26 protein-coding genes and 1 riboswitch are annotated in these 24,572 nt (G+C 48.8%); of the genes, 15 read left to right on the top strand and 11 right to left on the bottom strand.

The window, feature by feature from the left end:
* Window positions 1-196: 196 nt before the first annotated feature.
* The 3 genes from A4U59_RS18405 to A4U59_RS18395 are packed head-to-tail and all read left to right on the top strand — an operon-like array spanning window position 197 to window position 2,323.
* Window positions 197-784, top strand: a complete 588-nt coding sequence (locus A4U59_RS18405) for a sigma-70 family RNA polymerase sigma factor (RefSeq protein WP_070121668.1) — start codon at window positions 197-199, stop codon at window positions 782-784.
* Window positions 774-1,421 (top strand): hypothetical protein, encoded by a 648-nt coding sequence (locus A4U59_RS18400; RefSeq protein ID WP_070121667.1) that lies wholly within the window; start codon window positions 774-776, stop codon window positions 1,419-1,421. Before A4U59_RS18405 ends, A4U59_RS18400 begins: the two co-directional genes overlap by 11 nt.
* Before the next feature lie 29 nt (window positions 1,422-1,450).
* A complete protein-coding gene (locus A4U59_RS18395; RefSeq protein WP_083270937.1) occupies window positions 1,451-2,323 on the top strand; it encodes an ABC transporter permease subunit in 873 nt (290 codons plus the stop codon).
* A gap of 133 nt (window positions 2,324-2,456) precedes the next feature.
* Here the strand turns inward: A4U59_RS18395 and A4U59_RS18390 are convergent, their stop codons facing one another.
* Entirely contained in the window at window positions 2,457-4,034 is a 1,578-nt protein-coding gene (locus A4U59_RS18390) for a Na+/H+ antiporter (protein WP_070121665.1), read from the bottom strand.
* Window positions 4,035-4,331: 297 nt separating this feature from the next.
* On the opposite strand from A4U59_RS18390, the gene A4U59_RS18385 reads away from it, so the two are divergent.
* Both A4U59_RS18385 and A4U59_RS18380 read left to right on the top strand, forming a co-directional pair.
* Window positions 4,332-4,544 carry a glutaredoxin family protein gene (locus A4U59_RS18385; RefSeq protein ID WP_169824004.1) on the top strand — a complete coding sequence of 71 codons (213 nt, stop codon included), beginning with the start codon at window positions 4,332-4,334 and terminating at the stop codon, window positions 4,542-4,544.
* Window positions 4,545-4,558: 14 nt separating this feature from the next.
* Entirely contained in the window at window positions 4,559-5,182 is a 624-nt protein-coding gene (locus tag A4U59_RS18380; RefSeq protein WP_106406375.1) for a class I SAM-dependent methyltransferase, read from the top strand.
* Window positions 5,183-5,873: 691 nt separating this feature from the next.
* Here A4U59_RS18380 and A4U59_RS18375 read toward each other — a convergent pair.
* The 6 genes from A4U59_RS18375 to A4U59_RS18350 form a co-directional block, all read right to left on the bottom strand.
* A complete protein-coding gene (locus tag A4U59_RS18375; RefSeq protein ID WP_070121664.1) occupies window positions 5,874-6,113 on the bottom strand; it encodes a hypothetical protein in 240 nt (79 codons plus the stop codon).
* A 258-nt stretch (window positions 6,114-6,371) separates the two neighbouring features.
* Window positions 6,372-6,611 carry a hypothetical protein gene (locus tag A4U59_RS21915; protein WP_169824003.1) on the bottom strand — a complete coding sequence of 80 codons (240 nt, stop codon included), beginning with the start codon at window positions 6,609-6,611 and terminating at the stop codon, window positions 6,372-6,374.
* A 174-nt stretch (window positions 6,612-6,785) separates the two neighbouring features.
* Window positions 6,786-7,592, bottom strand: a complete 807-nt coding sequence (locus A4U59_RS18365) for an ABC transporter ATP-binding protein (RefSeq protein WP_245680591.1) — start codon at window positions 7,590-7,592, stop codon at window positions 6,786-6,788.
* A complete protein-coding gene (locus A4U59_RS18360) occupies window positions 7,564-8,595 on the bottom strand; it encodes an ABC transporter substrate-binding protein (RefSeq protein WP_083270935.1) in 1,032 nt (343 codons plus the stop codon). The genes A4U59_RS18365 and A4U59_RS18360 overlap by 29 nt, the downstream gene beginning before the upstream one ends.
* Window positions 8,596-8,607: 12 nt before the next feature.
* The gene (locus tag A4U59_RS18355) at window positions 8,608-9,390 is read right to left on the bottom strand and encodes an ABC transporter permease (protein WP_245680590.1); all 783 of its coding nucleotides are present in this window, start codon (window positions 9,388-9,390) and stop codon (window positions 8,608-8,610) included.
* A 4-nt stretch (window positions 9,391-9,394) separates the two neighbouring features.
* Window positions 9,395-9,685, bottom strand: coding sequence for an MTH1187 family thiamine-binding protein (locus A4U59_RS18350; protein WP_070121661.1), 291 nt, complete (start codon window positions 9,683-9,685; stop codon window positions 9,395-9,397).
* 302 nt (window positions 9,686-9,987) lie between these two features.
* A riboswitch (TPP riboswitch) is annotated at window positions 9,988-10,097 on the bottom strand.
* Between the two features lie 244 nt (window positions 10,098-10,341).
* Here A4U59_RS18350 and A4U59_RS18345 point away from each other — a divergent pair.
* Both A4U59_RS18345 and A4U59_RS18340 read left to right on the top strand, forming a co-directional pair.
* Window positions 10,342-11,055, top strand: coding sequence for an alpha/beta hydrolase (locus A4U59_RS18345; protein WP_070121660.1), 714 nt, complete (start codon window positions 10,342-10,344; stop codon window positions 11,053-11,055).
* Between the two features lie 106 nt (window positions 11,056-11,161).
* Window positions 11,162-12,427 (top strand): MFS transporter, encoded by a 1,266-nt coding sequence (locus A4U59_RS18340; protein WP_070121659.1) that lies wholly within the window; start codon window positions 11,162-11,164, stop codon window positions 12,425-12,427.
* Between the two features lie 40 nt (window positions 12,428-12,467).
* Here A4U59_RS18340 and cls read toward each other — a convergent pair whose 3' ends face one another.
* Window positions 12,468-13,970 carry a cardiolipin synthase gene (gene cls, locus A4U59_RS18335; protein WP_070121658.1) on the bottom strand — a complete coding sequence of 501 codons (1,503 nt, stop codon included), beginning with the start codon at window positions 13,968-13,970 and terminating at the stop codon, window positions 12,468-12,470.
* Window positions 13,971-14,119: 149 nt separating this feature from the next.
* Here cls and A4U59_RS21485 point away from each other — a divergent pair, with 149 nt between their 5' ends.
* The 3 genes from A4U59_RS21485 (at window position 14,120) to A4U59_RS18325 (ending at window position 14,898) form a co-directional block, all read left to right on the top strand.
* Entirely contained in the window at window positions 14,120-14,290 is a 171-nt protein-coding gene (locus A4U59_RS21485; protein WP_157888225.1) for a hypothetical protein, read from the top strand.
* Between the two features lie 195 nt (window positions 14,291-14,485).
* Entirely contained in the window at window positions 14,486-14,695 is a 210-nt protein-coding gene (locus A4U59_RS18330; RefSeq protein ID WP_157888224.1) for a hypothetical protein, read from the top strand.
* Between the two features lie 17 nt (window positions 14,696-14,712).
* Window positions 14,713-14,898, top strand: a complete 186-nt coding sequence (locus A4U59_RS18325; protein WP_070121656.1) for a hypothetical protein — start codon at window positions 14,713-14,715, stop codon at window positions 14,896-14,898.
* Window positions 14,899-14,974: 76 nt separating this feature from the next.
* Here A4U59_RS18325 and A4U59_RS18320 read toward each other — a convergent pair whose 3' ends face one another.
* Entirely contained in the window at window positions 14,975-15,829 is an 855-nt protein-coding gene (locus A4U59_RS18320) for a DegV family protein (RefSeq protein ID WP_070121655.1), read from the bottom strand.
* Window positions 15,830-15,876: 47 nt separating this feature from the next.
* A complete protein-coding gene (locus A4U59_RS18315) occupies window positions 15,877-16,806 on the bottom strand; it encodes a DMT family transporter (RefSeq protein WP_070121654.1) in 930 nt (309 codons plus the stop codon).
* 314 nt (window positions 16,807-17,120) lie between these two features.
* Between A4U59_RS18315 and cshA the strand changes: the two genes are divergently transcribed.
* The 5 genes from cshA to A4U59_RS18290 all read left to right on the top strand — a co-directional run bounded on the left by cshA (window position 17,121) and on the right by A4U59_RS18290 (window position 23,093).
* Complete coding sequence (gene cshA, locus A4U59_RS18310; protein ID WP_070121653.1) at window positions 17,121-18,599, top strand: degradosome RNA helicase CshA; 1,479 nt, start codon at window positions 17,121-17,123, stop codon at window positions 18,597-18,599.
* A gap of 778 nt (window positions 18,600-19,377) precedes the next feature.
* Window positions 19,378-19,884 carry a large conductance mechanosensitive channel protein MscL gene (mscL, locus tag A4U59_RS18305; protein WP_106406377.1) on the top strand — a complete coding sequence of 169 codons (507 nt, stop codon included), beginning with the start codon at window positions 19,378-19,380 and terminating at the stop codon, window positions 19,882-19,884.
* A 73-nt stretch (window positions 19,885-19,957) separates the two neighbouring features.
* On the top strand, window positions 19,958-20,923 hold the full coding sequence (uvsE, locus tag A4U59_RS18300; RefSeq protein WP_070121651.1) for a UV DNA damage repair endonuclease UvsE: 966 nt from the start codon (window positions 19,958-19,960) through the stop codon (window positions 20,921-20,923).
* A gap of 207 nt (window positions 20,924-21,130) precedes the next feature.
* Complete coding sequence (locus tag A4U59_RS18295; protein WP_070121650.1) at window positions 21,131-21,610, top strand: PH domain-containing protein; 480 nt, start codon at window positions 21,131-21,133, stop codon at window positions 21,608-21,610.
* Window positions 21,600-23,093: a PH domain-containing protein gene (locus tag A4U59_RS18290; RefSeq protein WP_070121649.1), complete on the top strand. Its 1,494-nt coding sequence runs from the start codon at window positions 21,600-21,602 to the stop codon at window positions 23,091-23,093. The genes A4U59_RS18295 and A4U59_RS18290 overlap by 11 nt, the downstream gene beginning before the upstream one ends.
* A 640-nt stretch (window positions 23,094-23,733) precedes the next feature.
* On the opposite strand, the gene A4U59_RS18285 is transcribed toward A4U59_RS18290, so the two are convergent.
* Entirely contained in the window at window positions 23,734-24,444 is a 711-nt protein-coding gene (locus tag A4U59_RS18285; protein WP_070121648.1) for a rhomboid family intramembrane serine protease, read from the bottom strand.
* Window positions 24,445-24,572: the final 128 nt, after the last annotated feature.

Here is a 24,572-nt window from a genome sequence, read left to right as displayed (position 1 = left end):
CAGCCCAGCTATTCTGCTTTATTTTTTCTTTCTAATTATAACTAAGACATAAATCAACAATAAGGTTGAGCATAGCCATAAAACTCGCCGCAAATTCCTATGGTAAAATAAAAAGAAAGAAAAATTCTGAAAAATATGCAACCGGACAACGGTGCAATCGTCTTACATATGCAGAAAGAAAAAGGGCGGGTCAAAAATGAAAAAAGAGTTCAACAAATATGCGGAAAAGCCGGTACGGTTCGAGGAATATATCGCCGATAAAGATTCATTGATCAGGGATATCATGGACGAATATGGAGAGCGGCTTATCAGGCTTTCCTACACTTACGTGAAAAACTGGGAGGATGCCGAGGATATCGTACAGGAAGTTTTTACAACCTGTTACGAGAAAATCGAAACCTTCCGCGGCGAAGGATCGCTGAAGAGCTGGTTGTACACGATCACCGTCAACCGCTGCAAGGATCATCTCAAAAGCTGGTTCCACCGCAATATATGGACAGGGATCGTATTTGAGGCGTTTATCCCATCACCGGAAAAGTCCCCTGAATTAAAGCTGATTGTTGATGATGAATACAGGGTGCTTTCCGAAGAATTGTTGAAACTGCCGATTAAGTACCGGGAAATCCTGATTTTGCATTATCAGGAAAACATGTCGATTCAGGAGATATCAGACTTGCTTACTATGAAATCCTCAACCGTAAAATCGCGGTTGTACAGAGGGAGACAGCAATTGAAAAAAGCCATCAGCCGTCAGGAAGAGAGGGGGATAATGGGTGGACGATAAGCTGAATGACCTTGAACAGGTGATGGACCGGGCTGTCTATCAAAAACAGCGGTTCACTCCTGAGGCAAGGGAAGCTGCCATGGGGAAGATCAAGTCATCGCGCCCGAAAAAGCGGAAACACATGTTTCGGCAAGCCCAGTATTTTCTGAGCATTGCCCTCTTTACTCTATTCTTCGGTTTTATTCTTGGCTATATAACCGGAGGAGAACGGGGCCTGCTGCAAAATGCCAGCAGCCCTTCCGAAGACCGGCTGCCAGTTGCAAGTTTACCCCTTATCAATAAAACGGTCCATATTGCCAGGCAGGACCATGATATTCTGCATGTCACAGCGGGAAAGTCCGAACATAACATTGAGCTGTCGTTCACCTTCCCTGCAAGCATGAGCGACAGGCAGATGAAAGATAAGATTGAATGGTTTTTACAGGAAGGAACCAGTCTTTCCCGTGATGTGAAAGAATTGCAAGAAACGGGAAGTACGGATATCGATGTATGGAATGATTATACGCTCACCATCTTTGTGAACGGCGGGGCACAGCGGTCGTTAAAGGAGAGCGGACTGTTTGCAGAAGAGACCGGCTACCAATTCAAAGGATATAAAAATGCCGGAGAATCACAAATTACCTGGACAGGAAACTGACCGGCAGAAGAGTGGAGGTGCCAACCCTTTTGAGCTATATTCGTAAATTATTCATTCAGTTCATAACCGCGGCGGCTGGCATCATTTTCATCGGTGCAATTCCGCAGCTTTTCCGAAGAGGAGAGTCAGGAATCATCAACTTTACGGCATACGGTGAAGCGGTACAGAGTATTGTCACCGGCCTTCTTCATCCCAGTGAGCTGACATATAATGTACACGGAACGATCAGGCCGCTATTCCCGCAAATTTTTGAGATGTTTCTTTACTCGCTCACAATCCTGTTAAGCGCATTGATTGCAGCCCTGATCATTGCTTCATTGCTGACGTTTTTCACCATGCTCCTGCCCCATAAAGTCATTGAAAAAATGAAATTCGGTGTATTCGTTTTCGAATCGCTGCCTGATATTTTGATTATTGTCCTGCTGCAAGTTGCTGTCATCAAGTTTTTTCAGAGCACAGGGATCCTCCTGTTCAGCATTGCGGCCATTCAAGGGGAAAAAGCTTATATGCTGCCAATATTGACACTGGCTATCCTGCCGACCATCCAGTTTTACAAGCTGATGATTCTGATTTTTGAAGAGGAGCTGGAAAAACAGTATGTCGAGCTTGCGCGTGGGAAAGGACTCCGAAAAGGGTTCATCCTGCTTGCTCATGTGTGGCGGAACGCGGGAATCAGCATTTTCTATCATTCCAAGTCACTGCTCTGGTTTATGCTCTCCAACTTGCTCATTCTGGAATACTTATTCAACATCCCGGGCATTACCGGTTTTCTACTGAACTATCTAACGCCGGAAATTTTCACGGTCGGCCTGTTTTTGTTCTTCATTCCGTTCTTTTTTCTTTATGCGTTCGGTGAATATTTCGTGTTGAAGCTTGATAAAGGGGAAGGGAGCAAGGTTTAAATAAACGTTTGTTTAATTTTACATTTCCTTCTTGCAGTGAAGAGAATTGCTTTCCCTGTTAATAGTCTTACTTAGGTGCCCTATGAAAAAGCGCCCCGCAGGCAAACATGCGGGGCGCTTTCGCCCTTTTGATTCATTCTTCCCCTTCGATATGGACGAGCTGGTCTGTGATCTCCTCTTTTTGCTTCGCTGCCACGTCGGCAGAAATGATATTCTCCCTTTCGAGCATGTCCAATCGTTCGTGCTGGGCATATAAAGCATGTTTCCGCAGGGTGGCAAGCTGATCGGATCGCAATTCAGGGTGGGTGTCGAATAATTCTTCAATTTCTCTTTGGTGCAAGTCGGCTTTCTTTTTGTATTCGTCAAGTAATTGGCCATAGACCGGTTCCGTAATAAAAAGCTGGTTTTTGATTTTTTGGATTTCCGCAATGCCGGTTTCATACCGGTGAATCTGAGCTACAAGCCGCTGAAAATCGCCGGATCCTTCTTTTTGTGACCGGACACCGAGTAATGAAACAAGCGGCTTGATGGTCAGCCCCTGGAAAACCAGCGAGAATAGGACAATACTGAATGCGAGAATCAAAATATCCTCGCGTGCCGCGAAATCCCGCGGCAGGCTCAGCACAAGCGCAATGGACAGGGAGCCTTTCAGTCCGCCCCAGTTCAAAATGTGTTTCCATTGGATTGGTATGCCCTTCACTAAGGAAAGACTTGTATATACGGCGAGACTGCGGGCGGCGAGTACGATCAGCAGCGCCATGCAGATCATTCCCCATTTATCGGTCAAATTGATGCGGGTGATCTCAAGACCGACCATAAGGAAGACGAGCGAGTTTGCCAGGAGGGCGGCTACATCCCAGAAACTGTTGATATTCAGCTTCGTTGTCGGGCTCATCCCGATTTTCGCCCCGAAGTTGCCGAGCGTCAGTGCGCTTACGACAACGGCGATAACACCGGAAACATGTATGTTTTCAGCCAGTAAATACGATCCGTAAAACAGCAGAACACTGAAAATGATCTCCAGCGGATAATCATCGAAGTATTTCAGCAGCAGTGAAACAAGGTAACCGAGCGCACCGCCGACAATAAGCCCGCCGGCAACGACTTTGATAAATTCAAGCGAACCGCTGCCGAGGCCCGCCCAGCCCCAGTCGATGTATGTAAGCAAATAAAAGGCAGAGATTTTAAAAAGGACAACTGCCAGTCCATCATTGAAAAGAGACTCCCCTTCAATGACAGTAGCCAGTTTCTTATTGACGCCGAGGGATTTGAAAATGGACAGCACGCTGACGGGGTCAGTCGCACTCATCAGGGCCGCGAAAACAAACGCAGCAGGAATCGGAAAATCGAGAAGCCAGTATGATGAAAAGCCGATAATCAGAAAGGAGACGAACGTCCCTCCAAAAGCGAGCGCGAGAATCGGTTTCCGGTTTTCGTTAAGGTGGCTGAACGGCAGTTTCAAGGCTGCTTCCCCAAGCAGTGCCGGCAGGAAAATCGTCAACACCATAAAGTTAAAAATTTCCCCTTCTGTAATAAATGTTTTCAAGGGTTCCAAAACAGGAACATTAATAAGGCCAATGATTGTACCGACAATGACAAGGGCAATCGGATAAGGCTGACGGAATTTTTTGGCAATGGCTGTAACGGCGGCGGCGAGTAAAATCAAAATCAGGCCAAGCTGGAATATATGGTGCAGATCAAGTTCATGCATTACAGAAACCTCCGTCCCTGGTATTCTTCCATTATACCGAAAATTAGGTTGTGCTGTTATTTATTCCCTGAAGGAAGACGTACAAACAGTAAATTTTGCCCCCTATGGTATTTATTGATAAAATTTTAAAAGAGCACCAACGTACCAATATCGTTACTAACCTCATAAAAAGAAGACTGTTACATTAGACGGAATGAGTAACAATAAAGTCTAACATAGCTGAAAAAGGAGCGAAAACAGATGGCTGAAACTAACATCACAATTTATACACGTCCGACCTGAAGCGACTGCCAGATGGTGAAAGAGTTTCTTTCACAGCAGAATATCCCTTTCAATGAAATCGACCTCGCCCAACAGCCGGATAAGGAAGATGAAATGAAACAAGAGGTAGGATCGCGAATCGTACCGGGCATTATTATCCGGAAAAAACGCCTGTTAGGCTTATCGTCAAAAAAGCATGTATTTATCGGGTTTGAACCGAATGAACAAGAGATCAAAAGTCTTCTTTAACTGGAGGCGGTAAAATGGCTGATCCTATAGACCGGAATGTAACGGAGAAAATAAAAAAGCGGTATAACCGCAATGCGCTATTATACGACAGCATGGATAAAATGATGCGTGACGACTGGCGGGAGATGACAGTCGGGAAGGCTTTCGGAAATGTACTGGAAGTGGGAGTCGGCACCGGCTTCAACCTCGCTTTTTACCAGCCGGATAAATGCTCGAAAGTGACGGCAATCGACTTCAGCCCGGCCATGCTGAAACGGGCAAAGCAGCGTGCGGAAGAAGCCCCGGTCCCAGTCGAACTGCTGGAAATGGATGCACAGGATATGACCTTTGCTGACGATACGTTTGATTCGGCTATCTCCACCTGTGTGTTCTGTTCCGTTCCGTTTCCTGTTGAAGGACTGAAGGAAATCCGCCGGGTCACAAAGCCCGGCGGCAGCATTTTCTTTCTTGAACATATGAGAGTGGATAAGCCTGTCATCGGCGAGGTGATGGACCTGTTGAATCCCGTTTCCGTTAAACTGACAGGAGTTAATATCAACCGCAAAACGATTGAAAACATTGAGAAAGCCGGCATGGAGATCGTGCGGGTGGAGAACGTGGTGGGCACGCTCCTCCGTTTCATTGAAGCGCGGCCTTGATTGCCGGGATTTAAGGGGGGTACTGCCGCGGCCTAGTATGCGGTGACGGACTGTGTCCAGGTATTTAGGTTGTTGATGCTGTGAATCTGTATGATCTGGTGCGGCGGCAGGAGTAAAACATGAAAGAAATACTGATTTTTTGCTGATACGGATTAATTTTTTGCGTGAAAGTCGGGAGGTTGTATTCCTGTATTCAGGTTTCACGCCGTTCAAAGGATTTTTCACGCCAAACAGCCCCTGTTTCATGCCATATCCAGCCGGTTACGCGCGGAACCCGGCATGCATGGTACAAGGATGTACGGGTTTCACGCCGTTCGCCCGGATTTACACGCCAAACCGGAGTTTTTTCACGCGGAACTTACGTCAATTCACGCCAAAACCCGGCCTTTTCCCGCCAAAGGGCAGTTTTCGCGCCATAACTACGGCAATTCACGCCAAACTAGGCCCCATTAGCGCCACCCCCGGCCCTACTTTCACGCTAAACCCGTCTCTTGTCGAGTCAAACGAGGGACTTTTCAAGCTGTCCGGACCCCTGCGCCGCTCGCACCCGCTCATCATATCTACAGGCCCCATCTTTGCCGCCAGAAGTGATCACTGCTTCGCTGTGGCAGCAAACATGAATAAAAATAGTGATTTTTAGCTGAGAAAGAACAATTTTTTACGCGAAGGTAGGGGCAGCAGCATTTCTGGTTCAAGTTTCGCGCCGTTCAAAGGGCTTTTCAAGCCAAACAGCACCGGTTTCACGCCATATCCAGCCGGTTACGCGCGGAACCCGGCATGCATGGTACAAGGTTGTGCGGGTTTCGCGCCGTTCGCCCGGATTTACACGCCAAACCGGAGTTTTTTCACGCGCAACCTCAGTCAATTCACGCCAAAACCCGGCCTTTTCCCGCCAAAGGGCAGTTTTCGCGCCATAACTACGGCAATTCACGCCAAACTAGGCCCCTTTAGCGCCACCCCCGGCCCTACTTTCACGCTAAACCCGTCTCTTGTCGAGTCAAACGAGGGACTTTTCAAGCTGTCCGGACCCCTGCGCCGCTCGCACCCGCTCATCATATCTACAGGCCCCATCTTTGCCGCCAGAAGTGATCACTGCTTCGCTGTGGCAGCAAACATGAATAAAAATAGTGTTTTTTAGCTGAAAAAGAACATTTTTTTACGCGAAGGTAGGGGCAGCAGCATTTCTGGTTCAAGTTTCGCGCCGTTCAAAGGGCTTTTCAAGCCAAACAGCACCGGTTTCACGCCATATCCAGCCGGTTACGCGCGGAACCCGGCATGCATGGTACAAGGATGTACGGGTTTCACGCCGTTCGCCCGGATTTACACGCCAAACCGGAGTTTTTTCACGCGCAACCTCAGTCAATTCACGCCAAACCCCGGCCTTTTCCCGCCAAAGGGCAGTTTTCGCGCCATAACTACGGCAATTCACGCCAAACCCGGCCCCTTTAACACCAACCCTGCCCCACATTTCGCGCCAAACCCCGGCCCCACATTTAACACCAACCCCGCCCCCGCATTCCCCGCCACAAACCGAATTCTTCCCGTGTTAACAACCCGGCTCCCTGCCCTTCCCCACCCGCATCCAACAAAAAAAGCCTGCCAATCAGGCAGGCGAACCGTTTGATTTTTTCAGCATTCCGAGCAATTCTTCTTTCGTTTTCACGGCATCTGCACTGGTCATCATCTCGAACGAGCGCGGCCGCGGCAGGGGGACTTTCACTTCGTGCGTAATCCTGCCCGGCCTCGGTGACATGACGTATACTTTATCAGACAGGAATATGGCTTCATCAATGTCATGGGTGACGAGCAGGACGGAGTACTGGAAGTCACGCCATATTTCCAGAAGCCATTCCTGCACCTCAAGCCTTGTCAGGGCATCCAGCTTGCCGAATGGTTCATCAAGGAGCATGAGTTCCTTGCGGGACAGGATTGTCCGCAAGAAATTTGCACGCTGTCTCATGCCGCCGGACAGGGCTTGCGGATAACTGTCTGCGAACTGCTCCAGGCCGAAACGGGGCAGGAGTTTACGTGCTTCACTGCGTGCCTGCTTGCGGCTCAACCCTGCTATTTCAAGCGGGACAGCAGCATTATCGATGATGGTGCGCCAGGGGAATAGCAAGTCCTTCTGCGGCATATAGCTCGCGACCCCTTTTTTGCCGGTGATCGGGTTTGCTTGATAATAAACCTCGCCGGCCTGCGGCAATGTGACCCCGGATATTATATCCAGAAGGGTGCTTTTCCCGCAGCCGCTTGGACCGATGATTGAAACAAACTCGCCTTCATGAACTGAAATGTTGACATCCTTAAGTGCCTCAACAGGCTGGTTCCCTTTTTCCTGAAAAACTTTTGTGACACCGAGAACTTCAAGTGCTGTTCTCATTTTACTTGCCGTTTCCAGGAAGGAATTCATTTGTGAATGCTGCTTCAGGGTCGATGTTTTCTTCAATCAGTTCACGCTCATGCATCCAGTCTGCGAACCGCTTCCACACATCATCTTCTTGCACTCCCCATTGCTCTGCATCATCCTGGTAACGGGGACTCAGCCATTGCTGGCTTTTTTTGACGAGTTCTTCATTCAATTCAGGTGCGTGCTTGATAAGGATATCAGCTGCTTTTTCAGGGTTGTCGATCGCATACTCGTATCCTTTGGAAGTCGCGTCCATGAATTTTTCAACGAGCTCCGGATTGTTTTCAATATGATCTTCGTTCGTGACGAGAACAGGTGTGTAATAATCCAGAGCCTGGTCAAGGTCGTTCAGCATGATGGTATTCAATTCAATGCCCTGGCGTTCAGCTTCCACTCCGTCCCATCCGTAATAAATCCACTCGAAATCGGCATCCCGGCCAATCGATTTGAAAAAATCGGTCGCTCCGAGCGTAACCATGTCCACTTTTGAAAAGTCGGCATCATCCGCTTTCATGACTGCTTTCAATACGGCCTCTTCCATAGGCGCACCCCAGCCGCCGTACCGTTTTCCTTCAAAATCCTTCGGTGTGGTGATGCTTTCTTCTTTTAATGAAGCAAAAGCGGACGTGTTATGTTGGATAACCGCGGCGATGGAGACAAGCGGGATGCCGGCAGAACGTGCCTGGGTGACGCCCTCCTGGTAGCTCACTCCGAAATCGGCTTTGCCGGAAGCGACAATCTGGCCGGCTGAACCGCCTTCGCCGGGCTGGACGATTTCGACATCAAGTCCCTGTTCCTCATAATAACCGTTTTCAAGAGCGGCATAGAGGCCGGTGTGATTTGTGTTCGGGAACCAGTCAAGCATGACGGTGACCTCCTGGTCCTGCTCGTTTTCCGTGTCAGTTTCTGCTTCTGAATCGGCTGCTTCTTCATTTCCACAGGCCCCTAAAATAAAAGGAAAGGTGAAGAGTATTGCGATAAGAAACGATTTTGTGAATTGCAGCATATCAGTTCCTCCTTATGATTGTTGTTTTGATTGGTGCCAGGGCATCATCAGCCTGCCAAGAAGTTCGATGATCCCAAAAATGACAAGGCTTAAGACGACAATGACAAAGATGGCGGCAAAAACCCGCTCGGTTAAATAAGATTGAGATGCACGGGTCAAATAAATACCGAGTCCTTTGTTCGCGCCGAGCCATTCCCCGATCACCGCACCCATGACGCTGTAGGTGCCGGCAATGCGGAGGCCTGAAAAGAAATAGGGAAGGGCGGCAGGCAGTTTGACCATCCGAAAAATCTGCATCCTGCCCGCACCCATCGTTTCCATAAGACGGATCATATCTTTGTCGGTATACCGGTAGCCTTCCGCAAGATTGATCGTAATCGGAAAAAAGCAAACAAGGGCGACAATAATGACTTTCGGCAAAATCCCATAACCGAACCAGATCATGAACAGCGGTGCTATCGCAATGATCGGAACGGTTTGCGAGACGACGAGAATCGGATAGACAGCTTTCCTCAGCCATTCAGATACATCAAGAAACGTGGCAATGACAACACTGAGCATTACAGCTGCCGTCAGGCCGAGGGCGGTCTCAAGCAGCGTTCTCATCGTATGCTCTGTAAGCAAGGCCCTTTGTTCCCATAGCGATTCGGCAATCAGTGACGGAGCGGGCAGAATCCATTTTTCAATGCCGGATACGACAGTGCCTGCTTCCCAGATGACGAGGAGACCGAGAAGAACCAGCCCCGGAAGTGACAAGGACAGGAGCCGCCCCGCCCAGCTTGTATTTAAGTTCACGGCGTTAGGAGCGGTATTTATGGACTTTTTCATCAATCGTAACGTCCCTGTCCGGGCGATAATGGATTTTTATGCAGGTCATTATGTCACTTGCCCCCGCCTCGACACATGCATCTTGCGCCCTTTTGACGATTTCCAGCAATTGATCGAGCTCGCCCTCCATTACCGTTTCCATCGGACCGACTTCATACTTCACGCCTGATTGGCGGACAACCTCGATGGCTCTGTCCACAACTTCGTAGCTGTTTTCTGTTCCTTTCGGCAGTACTTGAAATCCCAGATTGACACTGCTCATGTAAAATCCCCCTTAATAATTTTGCTCGCTGCCCCTGCCTGAGTTCCCAGCCTCATAAAGCAGGTGAAACCCCGAAAGAGCAGCTGTGATGAGTCTCACCGTCCATCTTGCGGCATAGAAGACGCCGTGAATGCGACCGACTTGCAGCAAGAACGGATGCCGCACTTTTGCACGTGGAGAAAACGGCCACCTTGAAGCCAGTGGCAAAAGAAAAAGGCTGCCTGATTCAGGCAGCCTTTGGTTCACCAATAGTTATAGTGATAAAATGGAATAATAGTCATTGTTCCGCAATAAAACGGAAAACAAGTCCATTTTTTGGTTCCTACGCTGGCATTATCCAGATCAGGTTCATGGGTCGATGCGTTAAAAGCATCCTCTCAGCCTGGTCAACCGGGCTCCCCGTCCTATTCAGTTTGATTTATTTAAAACAATAGCAGAGGTCAGGCTTGTTGTAAACGTTTTTATTTGCGCGGAGTACAGGATAATAATGTGGGGGAGCGGAAGGATTGATGTTGCTCTGGCTGTTGGGCTGTTATAAAACGGATTGCCGGATTTAGATAAAGGCCGGTTCCAGGAAAGACATCTTGAAAATCGGCCTCAGGCGCATTTATACATAAATTTCACTTGAACTTCTACCACGAAAGGAGGCGCGTTGTATGATTGGGTGTTTGCTTATTCACGGATTTACGGGGGCCCCTTATGAAGTGGAGCCGCTGGCCGATCATTTCCGCAAAACAACGGATTGGAAAGTGGATGTTCCGACTCTTCCGGGCCACGGGGAAGAAGAAGAGTGGGACGGGGTTGTTCATAATGACTGGATAGACACGGCTGAAAAGGCGTTTTTGAAGCTTTATGAAGAGTGTGACGTTGTGTATGTTGTCGGGTTTTCAATGGGGGGTATGATAGCGGGTTACCTTGCTTCGAAGTATCCGGTTGACCGGCTTGTACTGCTCAGTGCGTCAGCACATTATATCAACTTGAAGCAAATGGCGGCTGACATCTTGGAGATGATAAAAGATGCGGTAAAGGGAGGCTTGAAAGATAACGAACTGTTTAAACGATATAAGAAAAAAACCGGTGCAACGCCTATCCGGGCCACTATTGAATTTCAGAAGCTTGTCCGGAAGCTGCGTCAGGAGCTGGAAAACATATCAGCCCCTGTTTTGATCATCCAGGGGGAGAGTGACGGACTGATTCCCCATAAGACAGCGTCTTTTTTATATGAATCGGTTTCGTCTGAAGAAAAATATGTTTATTATTTGCCTGATTCGAAGCATATTCTCCTGCACGGCACCGATAAAGAACAGATTATCGAACTGGCGGATTCTTTTTTGCACGGCAGGCTCGGAAACCGGTCGAGCGGTGTTTGAGGTGAAATCAACTATTTGGAATGCTTTCCATTTTAAGAACGGGCGCACCCGCTTTATAATAAAACCAGTTTGAGACGAATTTTTATACATACACAGGGGGGTGAAGATGAACCAGAATTCGCAGCCGATTAAAACCCCGTTTTTTTATGGATGGACGGTGGTGGCCCTGGCCGCTGTTGGCGTGTTTTTTTCCGGGCCGGGCCAGACGTATTCCGTATCGGTTTTTATCGAGTCGTATATAAAAGAGTTTGAAATGAGCCGTTCAGCTGTTTCAAGTGTGTATTCAGCAGCTACATTGCTTGCCGGACTGTTATTGTTTATCGTGGGACGGCTCGTCGACCGGTTCGGACAGCGGGCGATGATGGCATCTGTCGGATTGATGCTCGGGCTGGCGGCTCTCTGGAACAGCATGCTGACAGGGCCCGTCATGATGTTCATCGGCTTTTTTGCGATCCGGCTATTCGGGCAGGGGTCGCTGACGCTGATTCCGAATACGCTCGTGCCGCAGTGGTTTCTTGTAAAAAGGGGCCGGGCCCTTAGTTTCATGGCTATCGTCGGGTTTTTGAGCTCCGCCCTGCTGCCGCCGCTGAACGCCTATTTGATTGAATATTGGGGCTGGCGATCGACGTGGATCATGTGGGGCGTTCTGCTGATTGCTGTATTTGTTCCGCTCGTGCTATGGCTTGTCCGGAACAAGCCGGAAGATATTGGATTGTACCCTGATAACTTGCCGCCAAAGAAGCTGAAGGCTGAAAATCGGCAAAAAGGAGATATCTCAACCGGATTTGAAGTGAACTGGACGGTGAAGGAAGCGATGAGGACGCGGGCGTTTTGGCTGATTTTATTTTGTGTCAGTATACCGGCCCTCGTCAATACCGGATTGACGTTCCATCTTATCTCCATTTTAAAAGACAGCGGGCTTGAACCGACGATGGCAGCTTTTGTCCTCAGCCTGATGGCGATTGTCGGGTTTCCGGTCACGTTTGCCTCCGGTTTTCTCGTTGAACGGATTGCGGTCAGATATTTGCTGGCCCTGTCGTTTGCGGGCCACGTCATTTCAATGATCATTTTGCTGATGGTAAATACGCCATTTTTGGCCATCGTTTACGGAATCGTCTGGGGGATGGTCAACGGTTTTGAACGGATCACGTTAAATATTGTATGGCCGAATTATTTTGGCCGTGAACACCTTGGCAGCATAAAAGGAATCGCAAGTACGACGATGGTCATCGGGTCAGCGTTCGGGCCCCTTCCATTCGGGATTGCCTATGATATGTTTGGCAGCTATACGGAAATCATCATGATCGTCATGCTGCTGCCGCTACTTGGAGCAATCGCCGCCCTGGCAGCGCCGCCTCCTCGTGCAGGATGATGGTTTTCCAGCCGATTTCCCGCCAGGTATATTGTTTTTGTTACAGAATGGGTGAGAACAGCCTTGCAAATGACTCCTTCGATCTAATCCACAGACTGCGCTTTTGAAAGCGCTGAAGGTTCACATTGAGGCTGTCTTTCATGTCCTCCCTGTAGTTTGCGATAAGCTGATGGACGCTTAATGTATGGTAAAGGAAGAGGTTGACTTCAAAGTTCAAATTGAAGCTGCGCAAGTCCATATTGGCTGTTCCGATGGAAGCCATTTTTCCGTCTGCAATGATCACTTTTTGATGAAGGAAGCCGCGCTGGTAAAGGTGGACTTCAACACCTTCAGACAGCAGTTCTCCGAAATAGGAGCGCGTTGCATATTGAGTCAGTAAGCTGTCATTTTTTTCGGGGACAAGCAGTTTGACTTCCACCCCTTTTGCTGCAGCCATGCGAAGCGCCTGGCGGATCGGTTTGCTCGGTACAAAGTAAGGGGTGGCGATCCAAATCGATTCCTGTGCCTCGGAAATAAGGCTGTAGTATAGGTCCCCCATCGTGCCCTGGGGCATGTCCGGACCGCTCGCGACGACCTGGACTCCGCCATCCTCACGGGTGACCGGGGCACTTAGGTAATCCTCGCTAAATAAGTTTTCACCGTCAACATACGCCCAGTCAACGAGAAAAATGGCATGGAGGTTACGGACAGCTTCCCCGTGCATTTTCACATGCGTATCGCGCCAGAAGCCGAATTTCGGGTTGCGTCCGAGGTATTCGTCGCCGACGTTCAGCCCGCCGACAAAACCTGTATGGCCGTCTATCACCACTATTTTCCGGTGGTTTCGGAAATTCAGTTTTTGATTGAAAAAGCCGTGTTTGATCGGCAGGAAGGAGTGGAGTTTTATTCCGCCTTCCTGAAGTTTGCGGATTGATTTTCCGGATAAGGTAAGACTGCCGATTGCATCATAGATCAGCCTGATTTCAACTCCTTCGGCCGCCTTTTTTAAAAGCAGGTTCATCAATTCATTGCCAACCTCATCATCCCGGAAAATGTAATATTCCATATGGATGAATCTCCGGGCTTTTTCAAGCTCTTCAAATAAAACGGCAAACTTTTCCTCGCCGTTTTTAATAATATCGGTTCGGGTATGAAAGCTTACAGGTGCAATGGCCCGTTTTTCGATTAGTCTCATGAGGCCCTGTTCACTGGCACCCCAGTCTTTCCATTTGAGCGAATAGCGGGATGAAACATACCGTGTGATCGCATCTTTAGAATAAGCAAGCTTGTTCTTGAACAAATGTCCTTTTACTTGAAGCTGGCCCGAATAAATGAAAAAGATATAGCCTCCGAGTGGAAAAAACAATAATACATAAAGCCATAGCAGGGTTTTATAAGGGGAACGGTTTTCAAGCATAAGAACATAGGAAACGGAGCCGATTACTGCAATGTAAACGGCAGCAGCCATGATTTTCTGCACTATAGGCAAAGAAGTCAGAAAAATGATGTATAAACTTGCTGTCATCAAAATGAAATAAATTGTCTGTCTCACTATATTCTTCATAGCAGGATCTCCTGTATAATAGGCTTTTTAGTTATAATTACCCGTCCTGCAAACAGAAGAAACAGTGGAAAAATTTTCTTCAAGGCACCCATAAAGGGGGAGGATGCCCGAATAGTTATGTTAAAGTCTGACCCCTGGAGGGAAAAAAGATGACCGAAAGTCCCAAGAAGGAAAAAATCCATCCTACCATTAACCGCTGTATGGAACATCTAAAAGTCCTTGAGGTGGACAATAAAGTCAGGCAGGTGGTCTACATGTACATGGAATCCCTGTACAGGGAAACGGAAAATCCGCCTGAAGAAGCTGAACCCAATCGTTAAAACACAAAATAAATAGAAGCGGGAAAAAAAGATGAAGCATGCACGATAGGTGTGCAGGCAGTCCGTTTTCTGATAGAACCGCAACACCCCGGCGCTTGTCGGGGTGTTTTATTTTTTATGGGAACAGTAAAGAAGTTTTTTAAAGAACAGGAAAGGGTAAATATATATAAAGTTGAATCCAGGGAGATGGTCTGCATGGAGTATCAGAATGAGCGGACAAGGTTGTATTGCAGTGTCACCCGGAACTTCGTAAATGTGGAGTATTCAAGCGGCACAATAAAAGGGGATTTCCTCTTGACCTGTACGGGGATTGAGGAGGATCTTTGTGACTCATGCCTTGTCGTCCAATTATATAATACGTCCTCTGACAGAGACGAAATCCATAGCAGGCAGCTAGTGCAATAAAGAAAGGAGTGGCGCATATGCCGGAAAAAGATGAACAGGGACGGAATAAGAACCTGCGTCGAAAACACGAGCGGGATGACGTGCCGTCAAACCAGTTGTTTCCGGAGGAAGAAGTGCCGGATGATATTCTGGAGAGAGACCTTGAAATCGAACAGAACAGCGGCATGAAGCGTGCCGATGATGAAGGTGAAGATAAAGACTGACAAGCCTTCGGAAATAGAGGAAACAGATAAAAGAGCCCGTGCCATCCGGTACGGGCTCCTGTTTTTTCCAGGCAGTTTATTTTTTACGGTATCCGATCACCAATCCGCCTTCACCGGCATATGTGCCGATCAGCGGCCCGATTTCCGAGATGATGACCTCTTTGAAGTTATATTGTTTCTGGATTTCTTCGACAATAGCCCGGGCTTTTTCTTCACAATTGCTGTGTGCGAGCGCAAGTACTTTTTTCTCGAAATTTTTGCCGTATTCACCGATCTGTTCAACGAAGCGGCGCATCGCCTTTTTATTGCCGCGCACTTTTTCGGTGACATCAAGTTCTCCCGCTTCATTAGCTCTCATCAGCAATTTGATGTTGAGTGTTTTGGCAATGGCGCCGCGAACCCGGTCAAGCCGGCCGCCTTTAATGACATTTTCAAGGGTATCGAGCACGAAAGCGGTGTTCGTATCATCGATCCGTTCTTCAACGGAAGCGACAATGGCATCCATTCCGAGCCCGTCTTCAATTTCCAGCGCAGTTTCGTATACGAGCAGAGCGAGTCCTGCTGATGCGGAATTTGTATTGAAAACTTCCACCCTGCGGCCGCCATGCTCGTCCAAAAACATTTGCCTGGCCATCATAGAGCTGTCATACGTGCTGCTAAGTGCGTTTGACAGGGCAAGCACCAGAATCTCATCCTCCGGAGCAGTCTTGTTGAACACATCAAGGAAGTCCTGTGGTGACGGGCTTGCCGATCTCGGAAAATCCTCTTCCTCACGCATCATCCTGTAAAACGTCTGGCTGTCGATTTCAGTTCCGGTCTTAAAATGGCGGTCCCCGAACGAAACCGTTAATGAAACAACTTCAATATCGTACTTTTCAAATATATCGTGAGGCAAGTCACAGCTGCCGTCAGTGATCAATTTAATTGCCATTATATCCCACCCACCTTACCTTATTAGTCCTTTTTACATTGTATCATTTATACATCTGCCCGCCTATTAAAACCTTTAAGCGCTTTTGTCCGATGTATGCGCTCGGCGCGTTTATGAAAGAACAAAAACAGGAATATACCGAAAAGAATCAGGAATCCGCCGGTGACTTGCGTCATCGACACCGTTTCGCCCAGGATATAATAGGCCAGAATGGAAGCCCCGATCGGCTCAAACAGAATGCTCATGGATATGACAGAGGTGCTCAGCCATTTCAATGCCCAGTTAAATAAAGTATGCCCGAGCAGCGTCGGAAAAATGGCGAGCAATAGAAACATGAGCCAGTCGTTTTTTGGGTATGCTTGTAATGAATGTCCCAACATTAGGCTGTATGTAAACAAAAAGCCCGTGCTGATGCTGTATACCACAAACGTGTATGTCATTAGAGACAGGCGTTTCCGCACGCTTTGCCCTGATAAAAAGTAGCCGGTGACGGCAGCTGCTCCGAGCAGTGCCAGAATGTCGCCGAACAGCGCCGCGCCGCTTATCCTGAAGTCGCCCCAGCTGATCATGAAGCTTCCTGATAATGCGAGGATGACGCTGAGCGCTGCTCCGGCCGTAAGCTTTTCCTTAAAGAAAAAATATGTGCCGGCAAATGCAAACAGCGGCTGCAGGGTGACAAGCACGACTGAACTGGCGACTGATGTATATTCAAGCGATTCAAACCACAGAATGAAATGAAGCGCCAGAAACATCCCGGCAATACTTGTGAAGATCCAATCTCTCCGATTGATCAGCTTAAGTTCTTTCCTGTACTTGAACAAAATGACCGGCAGCATGAGCAAAACGGTAAAAAAAAGCCGGTATGCTGCGGTAACAGGTGCCGGTGCTGTGGCCAGCTTGACGAAAATGGCCGAGGTGGAAACGGATACAGCACCGATCGCAAGTGCAATGAAAGGATTGACAATTGGTTTGTTCATTTTGCATCCCTCTTCATCTTATAATCAATTCTCCGGCAGGCACGAATGTGTGTCCGTTGAATAATTCAGGGGAAAGTGGTACGATTATGTTAATTTTAGAGGGTTCGCAACTGGATAGCAACAGTGCAGATCTTTTTAAGGTAAAGGATTGCGATGCTGTTGAGTCGGGTAATAAAGGCAATCTTCCCATTGGGCGGAAACTGCCTTTTTCCATGTTTACATAGAAACGGCCTTATGAAGACAGATTTTTATGGAACAAGATTCCGGGGCAGCAACAACGGAAATCCGAAATAGATAAAAGGAGAATGATAAGATTGACAACTTTTCAAGAATTAAATTTGAGCGAAGGTATTTTAAAGTCAGTAAGCCAGATGGGATTTGAGGAAGCAACTCCTATCCAGGGACAGACTATCCCCCTCGCAATGAACGGCAGAGATGTTATTGGACAGGCCCAGACCGGTACAGGAAAAACGACCGCTTTCGGCATTCCGATGATCGAAAAAATCGATGTGAAGGCCGGCAAAATCCAGGGCATCGTCATCGCACCGACAAGGGAACTTGCTGTCCAGGTCGGTGAAGAACTGAACAGGGTCGGCCGCTATACCGGCATCCGCACGCTTCCGATATACGGCGGACAGGACATCAACCGCCAGATCCGCGCGTTGAAAAAGAACCCGGAAATCATCGTCGGCACACCGGGAAGGCTGCTTGACCATATCAACCGCAGAACACTGCGTCTGAACAATATTCATACAGTCGTCCTGGATGAAGCTGACGAAATGCTGAACATGGGCTTCATCGAAGACATTGAGTCCATCCTGAAGTCGATTCCGGAAGAGCGCCAGACCCTCTTGTTCTCAGCAACAATGCCTGGTCCGATCCAAAAAATCGCCGAACGCTTTATGAATAACCCGGAAGTAGTAAAAGTGAAATCCAAAGAAGTCACCGTTCCGAACATTGAACAGCACTATATTGAAGTGCAGGAAAAGCAGAAGTTCGATGTGCTGACACGCTTGATTGATATTGATTCACCGGATCTAGCCATCATTTTCGGGCGCACGAAGCGCCGTGTCGATGAAGTGGCCGAAGCGCTCAACTCACGCGGCTATTCCGCAGAAGGGCTTCACGGAGACCTGACGCAATCCCGCAGGCTGCAAGTGCTCCGCAAATTCAAGGGCGGAGACATTGAAATCCTTGTTGCCACTGACGTTGCGGCCCGCGGACTTGATATTACAGGTGTAACGCATGTGTATAATTTCGATATTCCGCAGGATCCGGAAAGTTATGTGCACCGCGTTGGACGTACGGGACGTGCCGGCAAGAGCGGTCTCGCCATCTCGTTCGTGACTCCGCGCGAAATTCCGCAGCTGAAATTGATCGAAAAGACAACAAAGCGGAAAATCGACAAGAAAAAAATGCCTTCTATGGATGAAGCACTCGAAGGCCAAAAGCGTATTACAGTTGACCGGATCCAGGAAGCCATTGATAGCGGGAACACCAGCTACTACAAGCATCTTGCCGAAGAGCTTCTCGGTGAATATGATTCCATTTCCGTCCTGTCTGCTGCGCTCAAGCTTTTAACAAAAGAACCGGACACAACACCTGTCAAGCTTTCTTCCGTTGAACCGATCAGCACGAAGAAAGCGCGCGGCAATTCCGGCGGATACAAAGGAAAAGGCGGCGGCAACCGCGGACGTGACCGCAACTCACGCGGACGCAGCGGCGGAGGCCAGCAGCGCAATTCATACAAAAAAGGCCGCAGCAATTTTAAAAAGAACAACAATAACCGATAAGTGACAAGTATAACGCCGTCTGGGCAGCCAGGCGGTGTTTTTTCTGTTTTGGATGAAGACTGCCGGCAGGCAAGCGGGTTGAGGGCCGAATGATCTGTGGCTGCCGCTGGCCTGCGCGGATTATTGATGAAAACAGTTAAAAGTGTCAAGTTTTCAGCGGGTTCGGACTTTTCGGGGATGAAGTGCCTGGCGATTCACGCCATATGGAGGTGGTTTCTCACCAAAGTTTGATGATTTTTAAGCGGTATTCTGCAGTTTTAACGCCGAACGAGAATCGGTGCTAGTCGATCGATTCGGTTTCGCGCCGCAGCCCACGGTTTTCACGCCGAATTCATTCCATTTCACGGCAAATCCCAGTTTTTTCACGCCGCAACTGGGACTTTTCATGCCAGAGGGCCGATTTCACGCCATAACTCGGACTTTTCACGCCGCCCGGGCACCGCCGCTAACCAGAGCAGAGTGGCTGCTTTCCGCACGTCCTGTAAAAAGATGAAACTGACAATTTAATATCCGCCGAATTGACGCACAACGCCAGCAGCCAGCCCCAGATGCCGAACCTGCCCCAGACAATCACCTTTTCGCACCATATACCGCTCTCTGGGGGAGACCTTGCCTCCCGGGAATTACACGTTTTTCCCGCCAACTCCAGCTTTCCGGCACCGTTTTCACGCCGCCCTGCACATGCCTCACCAGAATAAGCCTCTTTACAAACCGGCATGACAGCAGCCAGACAAGCATACCTTGAAAACAAAAAGGAAAAGGGGCGCGCATTTTGAAATTGGTGAATGAGTTCAAAGAGTTCACGCTTAAAGGCAACATGGTTGATATGAGTATCGGCGTTCTGATCGGCACCGCCTTTGGAAAAATAATCGATTCGTTTATTACCGACATGCTGATGCCGCCGATCGGACTTCTGCTCGGCAAGGTCGACTTTGCCAGTCTGTATATCAATTTGTCGGGGAAGCCCTTCGATTCACTTGCTGAAGCGAAGGCTGCGGGGGCCGCTACGATTAATTACGGGATATTTATAAGTGCTGTCCTGCACTTTTTAATTGTAACTTTCGCCATTTTTATCAGCATTAAACAAATCAACAAGCTCCGGGCCGATCCGGTTGTGCCGCTTGCCGCCAAAGAGTGCCCGTACTGCAAGAGCCCGATCAGCATGCAGGCTGTACGCTGCCCGCGCTGTACATCACACCTTGAGGAGGGAAATGCCGCCGGCGGCATACCCGGCAGGCCCCGGGTCATGATAGCAGGACGTTCCCGTCATGAAATAAGACGCTGAAGGCATACTAACAATCAGAGTCCATTTAGCCGGTTCAGGCTTCCGGACAGTATGTCAATCAGAGGTGTTCATTATGACAATCATAAGACTTGGGTATGTCGCCATGAGTGTTAATTTGCAGAATGCATCGCCGTCACGCACCATGACATTTACCCAGTTTAAAAAAATCAAAGACCGTGAAGCGGCAATCGCGAAACTTGAAAGGATTTCCCGCGCCAATATCGAAAACAGCCTGCGGCTGCTGAAGCATAACGCGGCCCATGATATATCCTTTTTCCGATTCAGCTCGCGCCTCGTCCCGCTCGCCAACCATCCTGAAGTAGAGGACTGGGATTATCTCAAAGCGATACAGGGTTCTCTTGCAGAAATTAAAAACTGGCTTGCAGAGCATCCGGCAAGGGTCGATTTCCACCCGGATCATTTTGTGCTGCTGACTTCCAGAAAGGTGGATGTGCTCAATAACACGATCAAGACGCTGAACATGCATCACGGCCTGTTAAAAGGGATGGGCGTTCCTGCCCGCCATCGCTGTGTGCTTCATGTAGGCGGTACTTATAAAGATAAGGAAAAGGCACTGGAAGTGTTTGTGAATAATTGGGGATATGTTCCGCATCACATCCAGGAAATGATCATGCTCGAAAATGATGATACGACGTTTCACACAGCCGATACGCTTTACTTATGCGAAAAGCTTGGCATCCCGCTTGTTTTCGATTATCACCATCATCTCGCCCACTATGATGAAGAGGATTTCATCGTCTACTGGGAGCGGATATTACAAACGTGGGAACAATCGGACTTGCCTGTGAAAATGCATATATCCAGCCCGCGCAATGAAAAAGATTACAGGGCACATGCCGATTTCATCGATCCCGATATGTTTTTTGATTTTCTGAACAAGGTGAAAGGAAGCGTCAAACAGATTGACTGCATGATTGAAGCGAAGCAGAAGGATGATGCCCTGTTCCGGCTCATGGAAGATGTGAAAAAGCATCCGGATGCTGAAGTGATTGACGGAGCGAGTTTCAAGATAACATAGCAAAGTCGGCCGGACATATGCGGACCGGCGCATTAAGCTCGCTCCTGAAAAAGACACTGAAATAATTGCAAGAGGGGGTCCCGGCAGGAAGGAACAGGTGGAGGCACGGCCTCTATATAAAAGGAGCGGACAGCATGTATATCCGATAATGTTTTTCCGGCCGCAAAAACTGGTACAATGTAGGAAAAGACCAATGGGGGAAAAAGAATGAGACCGTTGCCGCAACAGCGAATATCGCGGAAGGCTTTGAAGGTATGGTCAATGACCGCAGCCATTCCGTTTATTATAATTTGGGTGCTTTACATAGGGTATATTGTCCTGTCGGTCCGCTTCGGGCTGCCGGGTTGGATTGCTGCTGCTTCCGGAGCGGCACTGGCTGTGTTGAGTTTTTTGTTTGTTTTTTTGCTGCCGAAAATTCGGTGGCGGCGCTGGCGCTATGAGGTGCATGAAAACGAAATTGACCTGCAGCGAGGGGTATGGATCGTGAAGAGGACGCTCGTGCCGATGGTCCGTGTCCAGCATGTTGATACGGAGCAGGGGCCTTTTTTAAGGAGATACGGGCTTGCCACCGTCATCATTTCAACGGCGGCGACCGTTCATGAAATTCCTGCCCTTGCGCTTGAGGAAGCGGACGGCCTCAGGGACAGGATTTCCGAACTGGCGAGAGTGGCGAAAGATGATGTTTGAACAGCGCCGCCTCCATCCTGTTGCCGCCGTGATTTCGTTTCTGAAAATGCTTAAGGAATTGATCGTACCGGTTTTGTTCTTGCTTTTTGTCGGGCCCGGCGGAAATGACCCGTTCCAAAAGTATTATTATTTAGGGCTTCTGGCTCTTCTTGTCATACTGCTGGCAGCCGGCATTGTTTCATGGCTGAGATATACATACCGTGTCGAAGGAAATGAGCTCAGGATCGAATACGGCATCTTTGTACGGAAAAAACGATATATCCCGCTGGAACGGATTCAGTCAATCGATTTCAGCCGCGGCATTTTACAGCGGATGTTCGGCCTCGTGAAGGTCCAGGTCGAAACGGCCGGCGGGGGTGCTCAGGCTGAAGCGGTCCTTACTGCGGTCAAAATGGAAGAAGCGGAAGAGTTGAAGATCGCCCTCAAGCCCCAGCCGCTGGACATGCCGGAAGGTGAAGAAGAAAGCGCTGAGGAACAAACTGAAGTCACATACCGGCTCACAACGTCTGATTTATTGATCGCCGCTTCCACGTCGGGAGGGATAGGCGTCATTTTATCGGCGCTGGCGGCGCTTGCTTCCCAATTTGATGAATTGATTCCGGAAGACATGTTTGTCGAAGCGTTTGAGTGGGTGGTAGGACTGGGTGTTCTCGTCATTGTCGGGGCGGTGCTGGTTGGTGCGGTGATTGCATGGCTCCTTTCCATCGCTGGTACGATTATCCGCTACGGCAACTTCACTGTGACCCGCAAAGGGGATGACATCATCATCAGCAGGGGGCTGATCGAAAAGAGGCAGGTGACGATTCCCGTCCGCCGCATTCAGGCGGTCAGAATGTCGGAGTCGGTGTTAAGGCAGCCGTTCGGCTTTGCGACGCTTTTTATCGAAAGTGCTGGCGGCGCTTCCAGTAAGGAAGAAGACTTTTCAACGACTCTTTACCCGATTTTGCGCAGGCGGGATACTGAAGCATTCCTGGAGAAGATGCTGCCGGAGTATTCGCTGTCATCCATCTACACAGGACCGCCTGCCCGGGCTTTGCGGCGCTATCTTTTCCGGGCTGCGGTGCCGGCTGTGATTCCGGCAGCTGCCGCCGCAGTCTGGCTGTATCCATGGGGAATGATCGGCCTCCTGCTCATTCCGGCCGCCGGGTTTATCGGATACTTGCGCTGGAAAGATGCGGGCTGGCATATCGATTCAGGATTCCTGTTTTTACGATACCGCCAATTCGGAAGGACAACAGTCGCACTTCCGAAAAAGCGGGTCCAGTCATTGCAAGTCAGCCAGCATCTGTTCCAGAGGAGGCAAGGGCTGGCCAGCATCAGTTCCGCGGTGGTTTCAAGCTTCGCCGGCAAAGATTTCACCGTAAAAGATTTGCGGGAAGAAGATGTGCTCGATATGTTCGAGTGGTATTCCCATGAACGTCCGGATTTCATCGAAAAGGACAGGGGACTGTTATCAAATCCGCTTCTGGATGAGCCGGAGTGATTGCGGTTGGGGCGGTTTTCGCTGCAAGCATTCGCATTCACCATGGGAACATGCGGGCATCTGTCCCTGGATTCCTCTGGTCGCACTCACGGTGTCTTCTTTGCGGTAGGGCGAGCAGGGGGCCTTCAGTTGAATGGTGAAAATATAGGCACTGAACAAGGGTTCAGTGCCTATAAACAGCTGAAAGATATAAATACAGGCACTGAACGAGTATTCAGTACCTGTAAAACAGCTGAAAGACATAAATACAGGCACTGAATAAGGATTCAGTACCTGTAAACAGCTGAAGAACATAAATACAGGCACTGAATAAGGATTCAGTACCTGTAAACAGCTAAAGAACATAAATACAGGCACTGAATAAGGATTCAGTACCTATAAACAGCTGAAAAACATAAATACAGGCACTGAATAAGGATTCAGTGCCTGTAAACAACTGAAAAACATAAATACAATCACTGAACGAGTATTCAGTAGCAGTAAACAGCTGAATGCCAACAATACAGGTGCTGAACCAGCATTCAGTACCCTGAACCCATTCCTTCCCCACCTGTGGGCTGCCGCTGTTCGGCTCTCCTGCGATTTCTTATGCTTTCAGCTTCAACCCACTCAACTACCGGGTGAAAAACCGGATGCTTTTTTAAAATCGCGCAAGAAGCCCGATTAAAATGAGTACAGCCAGAACGCCCCACATGATTTTCGGAAGGGTGCCGGCCGGCAGCGTCCAGTTTCGTCTCCTTCGCGCCGGATAAGGATTATATCCATAGGGGCTGCGTGGCGGGCTGCCAAGGAAGAGAGGTGCAATTGCCGCCCCGGAAATCAAGCCGAACAGATGGGCAAGGATGTTGATGTTGGCCCGGGTGAATGTCATCAGCAGGCCGATAACAAGAATGGTGATCACAATCTGGGAATTGGCCTGGTCAATCAAGTCTTTCCGGAACAATACCATATAAAGGTAAATGCCGAACAGCCCGAAGATGGCGCCGGATGATCCGACATGGCTGTAATACGGTGATTCAAGCATATATGTGGCGATATCCGCTGCGATGCCTGTCAGCAGGTAGACGAGCAGGAACTTGCCTTTTCCAAGCAGCCGTTCAAGATAGGGCCCGAACAGGACGAGCGAAAATGAATTGAACAGTACATGCCCGAGTCCGCCATGTAAAAAAATCGGTGTAACAAGCCGCCAGTATTCACCCTGGGCAATCAATATATTGACGCCGATTCCTTTTGCGGCCAGGTCCGGAAAGAACCAGGCGAGAATTGCGATCAAAAAATTGACGGCGACAATTATAGAGACTACAGGATACAGTCTTAAGAATGTCCGGAAATCTTCCGTTCTTACAAACATGTTCATGCTCCTTTGCAAATCGGGGACCATAGTCCGTTTATATGAATCAGTGTAACACAGGTGCGGTTGCAGGAAGTACAATAAGGAATGCTATAATGAAGGCGATTGTACCGCTATTTTTATCAGTA

The sequence above is a fragment of the Bacillus marinisedimentorum genome, assembly GCF_001644195.2.
GTDB lineage: Bacteria > Bacillota > Bacilli > Bacillales > Bacillaceae_O > Bacillus_BL > Bacillus_BL marinisedimentorum.
The sequence above is the reverse complement of the archived record's forward strand: the minus strand, read 5'-3'. Positions and strand labels throughout refer to the sequence as shown.